The following is a 12,395-nucleotide window of genomic DNA, read 5'->3' as shown; positions in this document are numbered from 1 at the left end:
GGGGGGGGGGGGGGGGCGGGGCCCCCCCCCCCCCCCCCCGGCCGTACTGTGCCGTCGTGCGGGTCGTGCGGGTCGTGCGTGCGGTGGTGCCGCGGTGCTCTGCCGCCGTACCGCCGGGGCGGCTCAGGAGGCGGGCACGCCCGGGGCGGCGCCGCGATCCTTGAGCATGTCGGTGATCAGTCCGATCTCCGAGGTCTGGCCGATCACCATCGACTGCGCGAGCCGCTTCTCCGACTCGTTGTGCGCCAGGTCGACATAGCCCTGGGCCATCTCCACCCCGCCCTTGTGGTGCTCCAGCATCAGCTGCAGGTAGAACACCTCGGCCTCCCGTCCGCTCAGCGAACGGAGCTTGGCGAGCTGGGCGGTGGTGGCCATGCCGGGCATCAGTGAACCGTCGTGCGCCTGGTAGTCGGCGCCGTGTCCGTGGCCGCCCATCGCCATCCAGGCCATCGGCTTGGCCGGGGAGTGCTGGGTGAGCCCCCACTGGTCGAGCCAGCCCATCATCATGCCGCGCTGGTTGGCCTGGGTGTTGATGATGTCGAAGGCCAGCGTGCGGGTGGGCTCGTCCGCGGTCCGGTCCCGGACGATGAACGACAGGTCCACCGCCTGCTGGTGGTGGGTCGCCATGTCGCGGGCGAACCCGGCCTCCGGGGAGTCGTCCGCCGGCACGCTGAGCGAGGAGGAGGTGCCGGAGGCCGAGGTCCCGCCGGCCACCAGCGCCGGCACCCCGAGCGCGAGGGCGAGCGCGGCGGCCAGCGCGGCCGGCCACCAGATCCGCCGCCGCGAGGCAGCCGGAGCGGCCTCCGGCCCGGCGTCCTCGTGGCCGTCCGCCCCGTGCTCGCCCGCCATGCGGTCGTCCGCCCCGTGGCCGCCTGTCTCGGCGGCGGTCACATCTGCCCCATCGAGCAGGAGGCGCCCGGCTCCTGGGTCTGCTTGCCCTGGACGTACTTGGTGAAGAACTGGCTCACCCGGGGGTCACTGGCGCTGTCCACGACGAGCTGGGTCGACCAGGCGTTCAGGGTGATGGTGCCCTTCTCGTCCGGGTACGGGCTCATCAGCGAGTACGGGGTGGCCTTCACCTTGTCGGAGAGGGCCTTGATGTCCTCGGGGGCGGCCTTGCTGTTGTAGGTCACCCAGACCGCGCCGTGCTCCAACGAGTGGACGGCTCGCTCGTTCTCGACCGGCTGGTCGTAGACGGTGCCCATGCAGTCCAGCCAGACCGCGTTGTGGTCACCGCCGACCGGCGGGGTCTGCGGGTAGGTGACCTTCTCCTTGACGTGGTTGCGGCTCAGGTCGCCGAAGGTCTGGACGCCGTCGATCGGGGCGGCGGCAGCGGCGGCCTTGTCCTTCTTGTCCTTGTTGGCGTCGACCACGATCCAGGTGCCGGTGGCTATCGCGGCGATCACCAGGACACCGGCGATCGAACTCGCGAGGATCTTGTTGCGGCGGTCGCGGCGCTGCTCGACGGCGCGCAGCTCGGCGATCCGGGCGCGGCGGTCGTTGCTCGCCTGCTTGGCGCCCGGCTTGTTGCCCGGAGCCTTGTTCGACTGCTTGGAGGCGGAACCCATGAGGTGTCCTTGTCCCCACCGCGCATCGGGCGCGGCGGACTGAAGAGGTGGCGGGAGGGGGCGGATCCGTCGGTCCCGCCCACCCGCGCGCGTTGGGCGGCGGGGGAGGGCCGGGGCCGGCGGCGGGTTCCGCTCAGGACCGGTTTACTTGGAGTTCGTGCAGGTCGGGCGCGGGGTGCGGCCCGACCGGCAGTCCGGCGGGCACCACCCGGGGCGGTACCTCGGCGGTCTCCGGCCGGGGTGCCGCGGCGGGTTGCTGGTGCGGCGGCGGGTTGGGGAGCTGGGCGTCCTGGGCGCAGTACGGGTGGCTGGAGCAGCCGTTGTTGCGGTGCGGCGGGTTGCCGTCGACCGAGCACCAGGTCCAGTGCCGGTGGCTCTCCGCGCGGAGGCGGTCGTCGAGGGTCCGCGGCGTGGTGGCCGGACCGGTGGCGGCGGTGCCGGGGAGGTGCGGGGGTGCGTCGGCCAGCGGAACGGCGAGGAGTCCGGTCGGCGGGCCCACCGGGGGGTCGGCCGGGACGGTCACCGGGAAGCCGGATCGTTCGGCCGTGGCCGCCCTGGCGTGCGCCGCGCACGGGAGCGCCGTCAGCAGCCCGACCAGCAGCAGGATCCACAGCGCGCCCACCGGGCGGACCGCGGGAGCGGCCCTCCCCGGCCGGGGTGTGCTGGGGGCCGACGCGGTCATGCGCACATTTAATCAGCCGAACGAGTGAAGCGAGCCCCCTCCCCGGTTCTCATTTTCGGGCGCGGAGTTGCCTGAATACCCCGGAAACACCCTGGTCCGGGCGGTTCGGTCGACTGTGGGAGGAACGGAAGCGAAACGGGCGCCGGACCCGGTGATCGGTATCGGCCGATGTGTGCGTGGTTGTCGCCGAAACCCGGACAGCGTCGTCGCACTTGGGGACAATGACGTCCGGGGCCGCCGGGCCCGCCCGGGGGCGGCGCGTGGGAGTAACTAGCAACGAGCAGCAGCGATCAGGAGCCGCCAGATGACCGAACAGGGTGCACCCGCGCAGCAGCGGCTCCGGCCGGACGACGGCTGGTGGGACACGGTCTACGCGGGCCCGGCCGGCACCCTCCCCGACACCCCGGACGCCGGACCGGGGGAGGGCAGTGTCGACGACTGGTTCGCGACGGCGGCCGGACTCATCGGGCAGCAGCGGGCCACGGACGGCGAGGCCGGCGAGTCCGGGGAATCCGGGGAGGCCGAGAAGTCCGGGGAGGCGGAGGAGGCCGAGGCGGTGCAGGGCGACCGGGAGGTGCTGGAGCGGGACAGCATCGACGACTGGTTCGACACCGCCGTCGGTGTGATCGCTCCGCAGCGCCCGGCGGACGAGGCTCCGGGCGCCGACGACACCCGCCGCTTCCCCGCCCCCGCCTGGGCGGAGGCGGGGCCCGCCGCCCCGGCCGAGCCGCCGGAGGCGGCGGACACGGCTGCCGAACCGGCTCCCCGGGTGCCCGAGCCCCGGACCGGGCCCGATCCCGTGGCCGCCCCGGCCCCGGCTCCGGCTCCGGCGTCCGCTGCTGTGTCGCAGGCCGAGGCGGCTGCTGAGCCCGAGCCCGAACCTGCTTCCGAAGCCCCCGCACCGGAATCCGCTCCCGAACCCGAGCCGGAAGCCTCCGCTCCCGTACCCGTACCCGTACCCGTACCCGAACCCGTGGCCGCGCCGCCCGCCCCGCGGCCGGACCCCCGCCCCGGACGGGCCGGGTCCGCGCCCGCCGTCCCGCACGTCGGCGAACGCCCGCCCACGTACGGCCCCGAGCCCACCGCCGTCCCCGAGGCCGACCCCGGCGCGCTGGGCGGCATCGTCGCCGACACCGTGCTGGAGGGCGCCCAGTACGCCGCCACCACCCTGCGGGCGGTCTCCGTGCGCGGCGACTCCGCCCGCTACCGGGGCGAGCCCCGGCGGGACTCGCTGCTGGTCACCCGGTTCGGCGAGGGCGCGGACGGGCTGCTGCTCGCGGTGCTCGGCGGCTTCGACCACTCCGGCCCGGCCGCCGGACCGGTCGCCACCGCGAGCGCCGAGGCCTGTCGTCAGCTCGCGGGCGCGGTCGGCCGCAGCCGCGAGGGCCTCGCCGCGGACCTGCGCGACGGCGCCCGCGACCGCCTCCGCTACGGCCTCCAGCGGCTCGTGCTCGGCGCCGTCGCCCCGCTCCGCGCACTGGCCCCGGTCGTCGCGTCGGACCGGACGGCGGACGGGGCGGCGGAGGCGGACGGGGACGAAGAGCCGTCCCCCGCCTCCCTGCACTGCCTGCTGGTCTCGCTGGACCCGGAGGCCGGGTACCGGGCGGCGTTCGGGGTCGGCCCGGGCGGGCTGTACCTGCTGCGCTCCGGCCACTGGATCGACGCGTACGCGGCCCGGCTGCTGCACCACCCCGACGGCCAGCCGCCGCTGCCCGAGTCCCCGGTGCCCGGGCCGCGCCCGTTCCGCTTCCGGATGGTCCCGGCGACCCCGGGGGACATTCTGCTGCTCTGCACCCCGGGACTGGCCCGCCCGGTCGCGGACGAGCCCGCCGTCGCGCACTTCCTGGCCTCGCACTGGGCGCATCCGCACCCGCCGGGCACGGTGGACTTCCTCCGCCAGGTCCAGGTCCGCGCCAAGGGGTACACCGACGACCGGACCGCCGCCGCGATCTGGACCGAGTAGCCGGGCCCGGTCGCGGGGGCGGTCCCGTGCCCGCTCAGGCGGGTGCGGCGGCCAGCAGGGTGCCGCAGGCGGACTCGGCGAGATGGAGCGCACGGGTGCGGCGGGCGCCGCTGAGACCGAGGGCGAGGGGGACGGCGAGGCCGTCGAGCAGGGCGCGGATCTGGCTGGCGCGTTCGGTGGCGTCGCCGGGGCCGAAGCGGCCGACGGCGGTACCGTCCTCGATCAGGGCGACCAGGTCGGCCTGCCAGGGGGCCTCGATCTCCAGCTGCCCCTGCCGCAGCTCCTCGCTGGCGGGGGAGCGGCCCCACACCTCGACCCAGAGGATCCAGCGCGGGTCACCGGGGCCCTCGGGCAGGTAGAGCCCGGCGTAACCGGCGAGCCGCTGCCAAACGTCCAGGGTGGTGTCGGTGAGCAGGTCATGGCGGCGGGCGCCGAGCTGTTCCTCGCTCCAGCGGAGGGTCTCCAACAGCAGCTGGTCCTTGCTGCCGAAGTAGTAGAGCAGGTGGCCGGCACTCATCTGGAGCTTCTTGCCGAGGCCGGCCATGGTGAGCCCGGCCAGCCCGTGCTCGGCGATCGCGGTACGCGCGGTGGCGAAGACCTCCTCGCGCGGGCGGGCCGGTCGGCGCGGGCGGGCGTCGGCCATCGGTGCTGCTCCTCCGGGGTTCGGTACGGGTCCACGATACTGACCGTGCCCGGCGGGCCACGGAGTGGGAGGTCGGCCGGTTCGACCTCCCACTCCTGCGGGTACGTACCGATCGGGGCGTCCCCGATCCGAGGAGGTGGCCCGATGGTCGCACTGGTCCTTCTGTTCGCCGGCTTCGCCGCCCTGGTGGCCGGTCTGGCGGTGTTCCTGCACCGGCGCCGCGGCGGCCCGACCGAGAACCTCGACGGGCTGCTGGCCGAGCGGGAGCGGCTGGCCCGGCTACGGGCCGCCCGCTCCTCCTACAGCTCGATCGCGATGCACAGCACCCACGGACTCACCACCGACGACCTGGCGAGGTACCGCCGGTAGGCCCCGGACGGACCGGGCGGATCACGCCCTCGGCTGCTGCTGGGTGATGCAGTGGATGCCGCCGCCGTTGGCGAAGATCTCGCGGGCGTCGACCAGTTCGACGGTGCGGCCGGGGTACGCCTCGGCGAGGATCGCGGCGGCCTCCTGGTCGCGCGGGTCGTCGAAGGCGCACAGCACCACGGCGCCGTTGGCGACGTAGTGGTTGATGTAGGAGTAGTCGACCGGCTCGCCGTCCTCGTCGAGCAGGACGGTCGGGGCGGGGAGTTCGACGACCTCCAGCGGGCGCCCCTGGGCGTCGGTGGAGGTCCGCAGGATCGCCACCAGCTCCTGGCACACCGCGTGGTCGGGGTGCGCCGGGTCCGGCTGGACGTGGGCGACGACGACGCCGGGCCGGACGAAGGAGGCGACGATGTCGATGTGGCCGCGGGTGCCGAACTCGTCGTAGTCGCGGGTGAGTCCGCGCGGCAGCCAGATCGCCTTGGTGGTGCCGAGGAAGGCGTGCAGCTCGGCCTCGACCTCCTCCCGGGTCCAGTCGGAGTTCCGGCCCTCACCGAGCTGGACGGTGTCGGTGACGAGCACGGTGCCCTCGCCGTCGACGTGGATGCCGCCGCCCTCGTTGATCAGCCGGGAGGCGAAGCGGCGGACGCCGGTCAGCTCGGTGATGTGCTCGGCGATGTGCTGGTCCTTGTCCCAGCGGGCCCAGCCCTGGGCGCCCCAGCCGTTGAAGATCCAGTCGGTGGCGGCCAGGCCGCCCTCGCCGTCGATCAGGAAGGACGGGCCGATGTCGCGCATCCAGGCGTCGTCCAGCGGGCGCTCGACGATCTCGACCTGCTCGGAGACGTACTTGCGGGCCTCCTCGGTCTCACCGGTGTTGACCACCAGGGTGACCGGTTCGTAGCGGACGATCGTGTTGGCGACCGAGGCCCAGGCCTCGCGGCCGGTGTGCAGGTTCTCCGGGGTGTCGAAGGTCGGGTTGGTGGTGGGGAAGGCCATCCAGGTCCGGTCGTGCGGGTGCCACTCGGCGGGCATCCGGTAGCCGAGCGAGGCGGGGGCGGGGGTGGTCATCGCGAGGTCCTTCGGTGGAACGGGTGGGTGATGGCGTGGGAAGTGCGGGTCAGAGGAAGTAGAGGCGGCTGAGCGAGACGCTGTCGGCCGGTTCGGAGCGCAGCGGGTCGCCGTCGAGCGAGACCAGGCCGGTCCCGGTGACCTCGACCCGCCCGGTGCGGGCGTTGCGCACCAGGTCGCGCGGGCCGATGCCGCGGGTGCCGCGGACGCCGACGCGGCGGCGCCGGGTGGGCAGGCCGTCGGCGGCGCGGTCGAGGTGGCCGCCGTCGGCGGCCGCCCGGGCCACGAAGGCGACCGAGAGGTCGGCGGCGGTGGCGCCGTGGGCGCCGAACTGCGGTCCCAGGACGAGGGGTTCGCAGCGGTCGGTGGAGGCGTTGGGGTCGCCGGTGACGCCGTAGGCGGGGAAGCCGGCCTTGAGGACCAGCTGCGGCTTGGCGCCGAAGTGGTCGGGGCGCCAGAGCACGATGTCGGCGAGTTTGCCGGTCTCGATCGAGCCGACCTCGTGCGCGAGGCCGTGGGCGACGGCCGGGTTGATGGTCAGCTTGGCGATGTAGCGCAGCACCCGCTCGTTGTCGTCCTCGGGCCCGTCGCCCTCCATCGGGCCGAGTTCGGCCTTCATCTTCCCGGCCAGGGCGAAGGTGCGGCGCACGGTCTCGCCGGCCCGACCCATGCCCTGGGCGTCGGAGGAGGTGATGCCGATGACGCCCAGGTCGTGCAGCACGTCCTCGGCGCCCATGGTGCCGGCGCGGATCCGGTCGCGGGCCATCGCGGCGTCGCCGGGCAGGTCGGTCTTGAGGTCGTGGGCGGAGACGATCATGCCGAAGTGCTCGCCCAGGGCGTCCCGGCCGAAGGGCAGGGTGGGGTTGGTGGAGGAGCCGATGACGTTGGGCACGCCCGCCAGCTTCAGCACATCGGGCACATGGCCGCCGCCGCAGCCCTCGATGTGGAAGGCGTGGACGGTCCGGCCGTCGAGCACCCTGAGGGTGTCCTCGACGGACAGGCACTCGTTGAGGCCGTCGGTGTGCAGGGCGACCTGGACGTCGTACTCCTCGGCCACCCGCAGCGCGGTGTCCAGGGCGCGGGTGTGCGCGCCCATGTCCTCGTGCACCTTGAAGCCGCAGGCGCCGCCCTCGGCGAGGGCCTCGATCAGCGGGGCCTCGTCGGAGGAGGAGCCGCGGCCGAGGAAGCCGATGTTGACCGGCCAGGCGTCGAAGGCGTTGAAGGCGTGCCGCAGCGCCCAGGGCGAGTTGACGCCGACGCCCCAGACCGGGCCGAACTCCTGGCCGATGATCGTGGTGACGCCGGAGGCGAGCGAGGCCTCCATGATCCGCGGCGAGAGCAGGTGGACGTGGGTGTCGACGGCGCCGGCGGTGGCGATCAGGCCCTCGCCGGAGACGATCGTGGTGCCGGTGCCGACCACGACGTCCACGCCGTCCAGGGTGTCGGGGTTGCCGGCCCGGCCGATCGAGGCGATCCGGCCGCCGACCAGGCCGATCGAGGTCTTGCGGACGCCCTGGACGGCGTCGATCACCAGCACGTTGCTGATCACCACGTCACAGGTGTCGCGGACGGCGGCGGGCTTGAGGTGCAGGCCGTCGCGGGCGGTCTTGCCGAATCCGGCCAGGAACTCGTCGCCGGGCCGCTGGGAGTCCGACTCGACCCGGACCACCAGCCCGGAGTCGCCGAGCCGGACCCGGTCCCCGGCGCGCGGGCCGTGCACGGAGATGTAGTCGTGCGGGCTGATGGACGTCATGACTCCACCTCCGCGTCGTCGAAGCCGGTCAGGTAGCCGGTGGCGCGGGCCTTGGCGAGCGCGGACTCCTTGGCACCGGGGGCGTCGAGCGGGCCGTCGACCAGGCCGGCGAAGCCGATCGCGACCCGCGCGCCGCCGATCGGGACGAGGCCGACCTCGACGGTGCTGCCCGGGTCGAAGCGCACCGAGGAGCCGGCCGGGACCGCGAGGTGGGTGCCGTAGGCGGCGGCGCGGTCGAAGGCCAGCCGGGGGTTGGCCTCGAAGAAGTGGAAGTGCGAGGTGACGGAGATCGGGACGCCGGAGGTGTTGTGGACGGGGAGGACGACGGTCTCCTCGACCGGGTCGTAGCCGGCGCCGTCGCCGGGCAGGGCGCCGCCGGGGGCGTCCTCGCCGAGCGAGCCGGCGCCGCGGAACGGGTCGTCGACCACGGCCAGGCGGGTGCCGTCGTCGAAGACCGCCTCGACCTGGACCACGGTGACCACGTCCGGCACGCCGGGCAGCACGTCGGCGGCGGTGAGCACGGAGCGGCCGGCCTCGACGGCCTCGGCGAGGCGCCGGCCGTCGCGGGCGGCCTCGCAGACGGCGTCGGCGATGAGCGCGGTGGCCTCGGGGATGTTGAGCCGCACGCCCCGGGCGCGGCGGGCGCGGGCCAGCTCGGCTGCCGTGAAGATCAGCAGCCGGTCCCGCTCGGTGGGAGTCAGTCGCACGGTTCCTCGCTCGCGGTCGACGGGAGGGGGTGAGGGCTTTTAGAACGGCGTTCAAACACCTCCGGCCATTGAACCCGGAGCCGTCCGCCCTGTCCAGCCTTGCCGCTCGCGCGTCTTTCGGCACACGGGACTCGTCCGGGCGCCCCCGCGGCGGGGGCTCGCGCCGGGGTCCGGAAGCGGCCCGGGGTCCGGAAACGGTCCGGGGTCCGGAAGCCGCACGGGGTCCGAAAGCAGCCCGTGGTCCGGAAGCCGCACGGGGCCCGGAATCCGCCCGAAGCTCTGGAACGCGCCCGCACGCCTCGCAAACCCGTCCGGCGGGAGCGGCTGGATCACGCGAACCGCCTCGTGCCCCTTTCACCCCAGGTGATCGCCCCCGCACTGTTCCAAATGCCGAAAGGTGGGCATGACGATGATTGGTCAGTACCAAAGGGGTCGACCGACCGGCGGGGGCGCGGATCGGCGGCCCGGAGCGAGGGCGGGGGCAGGGGTGATGGACGGTCAGTCGCGATTCCCGCGGCAGCGGACGAGTTCGGGGGGTGCCTTCCGGATCACCGGAACCGGCCAGGGCGCCGCGGCGGGCACAGCGGGCACCATGGGCGCGGCGGGCGTCGCCCGGCCGGGCGTACCGGCACCGGGCTGCGCGCTGAACCGCCGGCTCCACCTGGCACTGGAGGCCGCCGACCTGGTCGCCGTCGGCGCGGTCCGCCACCGGCTGCGCGCCGCGCTCGGCCACTGGGGCGTGCCGCAGCTGGCCGACACGGCCGAGCTGCTCACCTCCGAGCTGGTCACCAACGCGCTGCGGCACACCGGCCGGGGAGCGGTCTTCGACGCGGTGCTCACCGGTGACCAGCGGCTGCGGATCGAGGTCCAGGACGGCGAGGCAGCCCTCCCCGGCCGCCGCCGCGAGCCGGACGGGGAGTACGCCACCTCAGGCCGGGGGCTGATGCTGGTCGAGGCGCTCGCCGATTCCTGGGGCGTGCAACTGCGCGGCGACGGCAAGGTCACCTGGTTCGAACTGGCCACCGCCGAACTCTGACTCCCCGGCCCACCGTTTGTCGCACGAGCACTGTTCGCGACCGAACGATGCCCGTAAGTGAAGGCGAGCGGCAAGATTTCCGGCCCGTTGCCATTGCCGCTCGGCCGAACATTGGCCAGGATGGTGGGAATGTGTGCCCACGAGCGAGAAGCGGCGGGAAACTCCCACCGTCTCGACCGATGACCGCCCGTCGGCGCGCGACCGTCGAGCACCACCCATCACACCGCCACGCGGCCCGTCCGGACGGTCGGCGCGGTCCGTCACGGCAGCGGTAGGAGCAGCATGCCCACAGAGCCCGAGTCATCGGGGCCGGCCCTCCCGTCCGGTCCGCCCACGACGGGCTCCGGCCGGGCCAGGCCCCCCGCACAGGCGGCCCGGCGGAACGCGCTGCGCACCGCCCCCGGCCTCGCCGCCGGCCGGCTCGCGCCGATGCTCTCCGGCGGCGTGCCGGTCTCCCCGGGCGACTCCACGCCGGACTGGCTGGAGCCGGCGATGGCGGCCAACGGCATCGGCTCCTTCGACTGGGACATCCGCCGCGACATCCTGGAGGGTGACCAGCGGGCCTGCACCATCGTCGGCCTGGACTCCGCCGAGAAGGGGCGCTTCGACCGCACCTCGGCCTCCTTCCTGGCCCTGCTCCACCCCGAGGACGCCCCGGTGGTGCGCCGCCGGGTCGAACGCGCCGTCGCCGAGCTCGGCCAGTGCGGCGCCTACTACCGGACGGTCGGCCCGCACGGCACCACGCATGCCGTCCGCTTCCGCGGCCGGGTCCTCGCCGACGCCTTCGGCCGGGCCTCCCGGATGGTCGGCTTCGTCTGGGACGCCACCGTCGAGCTGCACAAACGCGACCGCGCCGACCGGCTCGCCCTGCTGCGCGAGGAGCGCTCCCGCTTCATCAAGGAGGCCGCCCGGGCGCTCTCGGAGGCGGTCACCGTGCGCGACGTGGCCCGGGTCTTCACCGAGCTGCCGCTGCCCGGCCTGCCGCCGGACGGCCTCGTCCTCGCCTCCTTCGAGGCCGGCCGGGTGCAGATCATCGGCGCCTCCGGCTACCGGCCCGAGGAACTGGCCGGCTACGACCGCTCGGTGCTGCCGCCGAGCCACCCCGCGGCCGAGGCGCTGCGGGGCCGCGCCCCGGTGTTCTGCGCCAGCCGCGAGGAGTACCGCGAGCGCTACCCGGACGTCTGGGAGCAGGCCCGCCGCACCAGCCGCAGCTCCTGGGCGTTCCTGCCGCTGGTCGCCAGCGGCCGGGCGATCGGCGTCTGCGTGGTCAGCTTCGACGACGACCGCCAGCTGGACGCCGACGAGCGCACCCTGCTCTCCACCCTGGGCGGCCTGGTCGCCCAGTCCCTGGCCAGGGCCCGGCTGCACGACGCCGAGCACGAGCTGGCGGCCGGTCTGCAACGGGTCATGCTGCCGCGCACGGTGCCTTCCGTGCCCGGGGTCACCACCGCCGTCCGCTACCTCGCGGCCGGCTCCGGACTCCAGATCGGCGGCGACTGGTACGACGTGGTGCCGCTGCCCGGCGGACACGTCGGCCTGGTGATCGGCGACGTCCAGGGCCACGACGTGCACGCCGCCGGGATCATGGGCCAGCTGCGGATCGCCCTGCGGGCCTACGCCGCCGAGGGCCACCCGCCCGCCGCCGTGATGGCCCGGGCCTCCCGCTTCCTCGCCGACCTGGACACCGACCACTTCGCCACCTGCACCTACGCCGAGGTCAACGTCGACTACGGCGTCGTGTACGCGGTGCGGGCCGGCCACCTCGACCCGGTGGTGCGGCGCGCCGACGGCACCGCGAGCACCGTCCCGGTGGCCGGCGGGCTCCCGCTCGGCATCGCCCCCGACGAGGAGTACCGGGTCACCCGGTTCAGCCTCGACCCGGGCGAGACGGTGCTGCTCTGCACCGACGGCCTGGTCGAGTCGCGCGGTATGGACCTGGACGAGGGCATCGCGCGGCTGACGGCGGAGTTCGCCGAGCCGCTCGCGGACGCCACCCGGATCGGCCGCGACCCGCTGGAGGAGCTGGCCGACCGGATCGCCTCGCAGGCCGCCGACTCCAGCGAGCGCGAGGACGACATAGCGCTGCTGGTGCTGCGCTGGGACGGCCCCGAGGGCGGCCTGGCCGCCCAGCAGTTGCGCCGCCGGATCGGGCAGGCCGACCTGGCCCGGATCGCCGAGGTCCGGGCGGAGCTGCGGGACGCGCTGCGCCGCTGGGGCGTCGCCGAGCTGATCGACACCGCCGAGCTGCTCTCCTCCGAGCTGGTCACCAACGCGATCCGGCACACCGACCGGGACGCGATGTTCACCGCCCGGCTCTACCGGGAGCCGGACGCGGACGGCGGCCGGGCCCGGCTGCGGGTCGAGGTGGAGGACGAGTCGGACCTCTGGCCGACCCGCCGCACGCCGGGGGAGCAGGCTTCCTCCGGGCGCGGGCTGATGCTGGTCGAGGCGCTGGCCGACGGGTGGGGCGTGGAGCCCAGGGGGTCGGGCAAGCGGATGTGGTTCGAGCTGACGGTGACGCCGGCGGAGTGACGCCGCCAGGGGTGTGGCGCGGCGGGGTGTGGCGCGGCGGGGTGTGGCACGGCCCCCGGGAGTGATGCCCGGGGGCC

Annotated in this window: 11 protein-coding genes; 4 read left to right on the top strand and 7 right to left on the bottom strand. The window is 74.7% G+C overall.

Going from position 1 to position 12,395, the window contains the following annotated elements; all coding sequences use genetic code 11:
* Positions 1 to 123: 123 nt before the first annotated feature.
* From SM793_RS19645 to SM793_RS19635, 3 genes are all read right to left on the bottom strand, one after another.
* A complete protein-coding gene (locus tag SM793_RS19645) occupies positions 124 to 891 on the bottom strand; it encodes a DUF305 domain-containing protein (protein ID WP_320439516.1) in 768 nt (255 codons plus the stop codon).
* On the bottom strand, positions 888 to 1,568 hold the full coding sequence (locus SM793_RS19640; protein WP_320439515.1) for a DUF3105 domain-containing protein: 681 nt from the start codon (positions 1,566 to 1,568) through the stop codon (positions 888 to 890). Before SM793_RS19640 ends, SM793_RS19645 begins: the two co-directional genes overlap by 4 nt.
* Before the next feature lie 133 nt (positions 1,569 to 1,701).
* Positions 1,702 to 2,250: a hypothetical protein gene (locus SM793_RS19635; RefSeq protein WP_320439514.1), complete on the bottom strand. Its 549-nt coding sequence runs from the start codon at positions 2,248 to 2,250 to the stop codon at positions 1,702 to 1,704.
* Between the two features lie 304 nt (positions 2,251 to 2,554).
* On the opposite strand from SM793_RS19635, the gene SM793_RS19630 reads away from it, so the two are divergent.
* Positions 2,555 to 4,213 (top strand): protein phosphatase 2C domain-containing protein, encoded by a 1,659-nt coding sequence (locus SM793_RS19630; RefSeq protein WP_320439513.1) that lies wholly within the window; start codon positions 2,555 to 2,557, stop codon positions 4,211 to 4,213.
* Positions 4,214 to 4,247: 34 nt separating this feature from the next.
* On the opposite strand, the gene SM793_RS19625 is transcribed toward SM793_RS19630, so the two are convergent.
* Positions 4,248 to 4,856, bottom strand: coding sequence for a TetR/AcrR family transcriptional regulator (locus SM793_RS19625; protein WP_320439512.1), 609 nt, complete (start codon positions 4,854 to 4,856; stop codon positions 4,248 to 4,250).
* Positions 4,857 to 5,000: 144 nt separating this feature from the next.
* Here SM793_RS19625 and SM793_RS19620 point away from each other — a divergent pair, with 144 nt between their 5' ends.
* Positions 5,001 to 5,225 carry a hypothetical protein gene (locus tag SM793_RS19620; RefSeq protein ID WP_320439511.1) on the top strand — a complete coding sequence of 75 codons (225 nt, stop codon included), beginning with the start codon at positions 5,001 to 5,003 and terminating at the stop codon, positions 5,223 to 5,225.
* A 21-nt stretch (positions 5,226 to 5,246) separates the two neighbouring features.
* Here SM793_RS19620 and SM793_RS19615 read toward each other — a convergent pair whose 3' ends face one another.
* From SM793_RS19615 to ureA, 3 genes are read right to left on the bottom strand one after another with little or no spacing between them, the layout of a single operon-like run.
* Positions 5,247 to 6,290, bottom strand: coding sequence for an agmatine deiminase family protein (locus SM793_RS19615; RefSeq protein ID WP_320439510.1), 1,044 nt, complete (start codon positions 6,288 to 6,290; stop codon positions 5,247 to 5,249).
* Between the two features lie 49 nt (positions 6,291 to 6,339).
* Entirely contained in the window at positions 6,340 to 8,043 is a 1,704-nt protein-coding gene (locus SM793_RS19610; RefSeq protein WP_320439509.1) for an urease subunit alpha, read from the bottom strand.
* Positions 8,040 to 8,750 carry an urease subunit gamma gene (gene ureA, locus SM793_RS19605; protein ID WP_045939407.1) on the bottom strand — a complete coding sequence of 237 codons (711 nt, stop codon included), beginning with the start codon at positions 8,748 to 8,750 and terminating at the stop codon, positions 8,040 to 8,042. The genes SM793_RS19610 and ureA overlap by 4 nt, the downstream gene beginning before the upstream one ends.
* 490 nt (positions 8,751 to 9,240) lie before the next feature.
* Here ureA and SM793_RS19600 point away from each other — a divergent pair, with 490 nt between their 5' ends.
* Complete coding sequence (locus SM793_RS19600; protein WP_320439508.1) at positions 9,241 to 9,786, top strand: ATP-binding protein; 546 nt, start codon at positions 9,241 to 9,243, stop codon at positions 9,784 to 9,786.
* A 282-nt stretch (positions 9,787 to 10,068) separates the two neighbouring features.
* Positions 10,069 to 12,318 carry a SpoIIE family protein phosphatase gene (locus SM793_RS19595; protein WP_320439507.1) on the top strand — a complete coding sequence of 750 codons (2,250 nt, stop codon included), beginning with the start codon at positions 10,069 to 10,071 and terminating at the stop codon, positions 12,316 to 12,318.
* Positions 12,319 to 12,395 lie beyond the last annotated feature (77 nt).

The organism is Kitasatospora purpeofusca, from assembly GCF_034043715.1.
GTDB lineage: Bacteria > Actinomycetota > Actinomycetes > Streptomycetales > Streptomycetaceae > Kitasatospora > Kitasatospora purpeofusca_A.
Note: the sequence above shows the minus strand (reverse complement) of the source record. Positions and strands in the feature narration are given on the sequence as shown.

Coding starts and splice junctions, on each gene's coding strand:
- SM793_RS19625 (WP_320439512.1), bottom strand. CDS start 4,856: ATGGCCGACGCCCGCCCGCGCCGACCGGCCCGCCCGCGCGAGGAGGTC.
- SM793_RS19610 (WP_320439509.1), bottom strand. CDS start 8,043: ATGACGTCCATCAGCCCGCACGACTACATCTCCGTGCACGGCCCGCGC.
- SM793_RS19620 (WP_320439511.1), top strand. CDS start 5,001: ATGGTCGCACTGGTCCTTCTGTTCGCCGGCTTCGCCGCCCTGGTGGCC.
- SM793_RS19635 (WP_320439514.1), bottom strand. CDS start 2,250: ATGACCGCGTCGGCCCCCAGCACACCCCGGCCGGGGAGGGCCGCTCCC.
- SM793_RS19600 (WP_320439508.1), top strand. CDS start 9,241: ATGGACGGTCAGTCGCGATTCCCGCGGCAGCGGACGAGTTCGGGGGGT.
- SM793_RS19640 (WP_320439515.1), bottom strand. CDS start 1,568: ATGGGTTCCGCCTCCAAGCAGTCGAACAAGGCTCCGGGCAACAAGCCG.
- SM793_RS19615 (WP_320439510.1), bottom strand. CDS start 6,290: ATGACCACCCCCGCCCCCGCCTCGCTCGGCTACCGGATGCCCGCCGAG.
- SM793_RS19630 (WP_320439513.1), top strand. CDS start 2,555: ATGACCGAACAGGGTGCACCCGCGCAGCAGCGGCTCCGGCCGGACGAC.
- SM793_RS19595 (WP_320439507.1), top strand. CDS start 10,069: ATGCCCACAGAGCCCGAGTCATCGGGGCCGGCCCTCCCGTCCGGTCCG.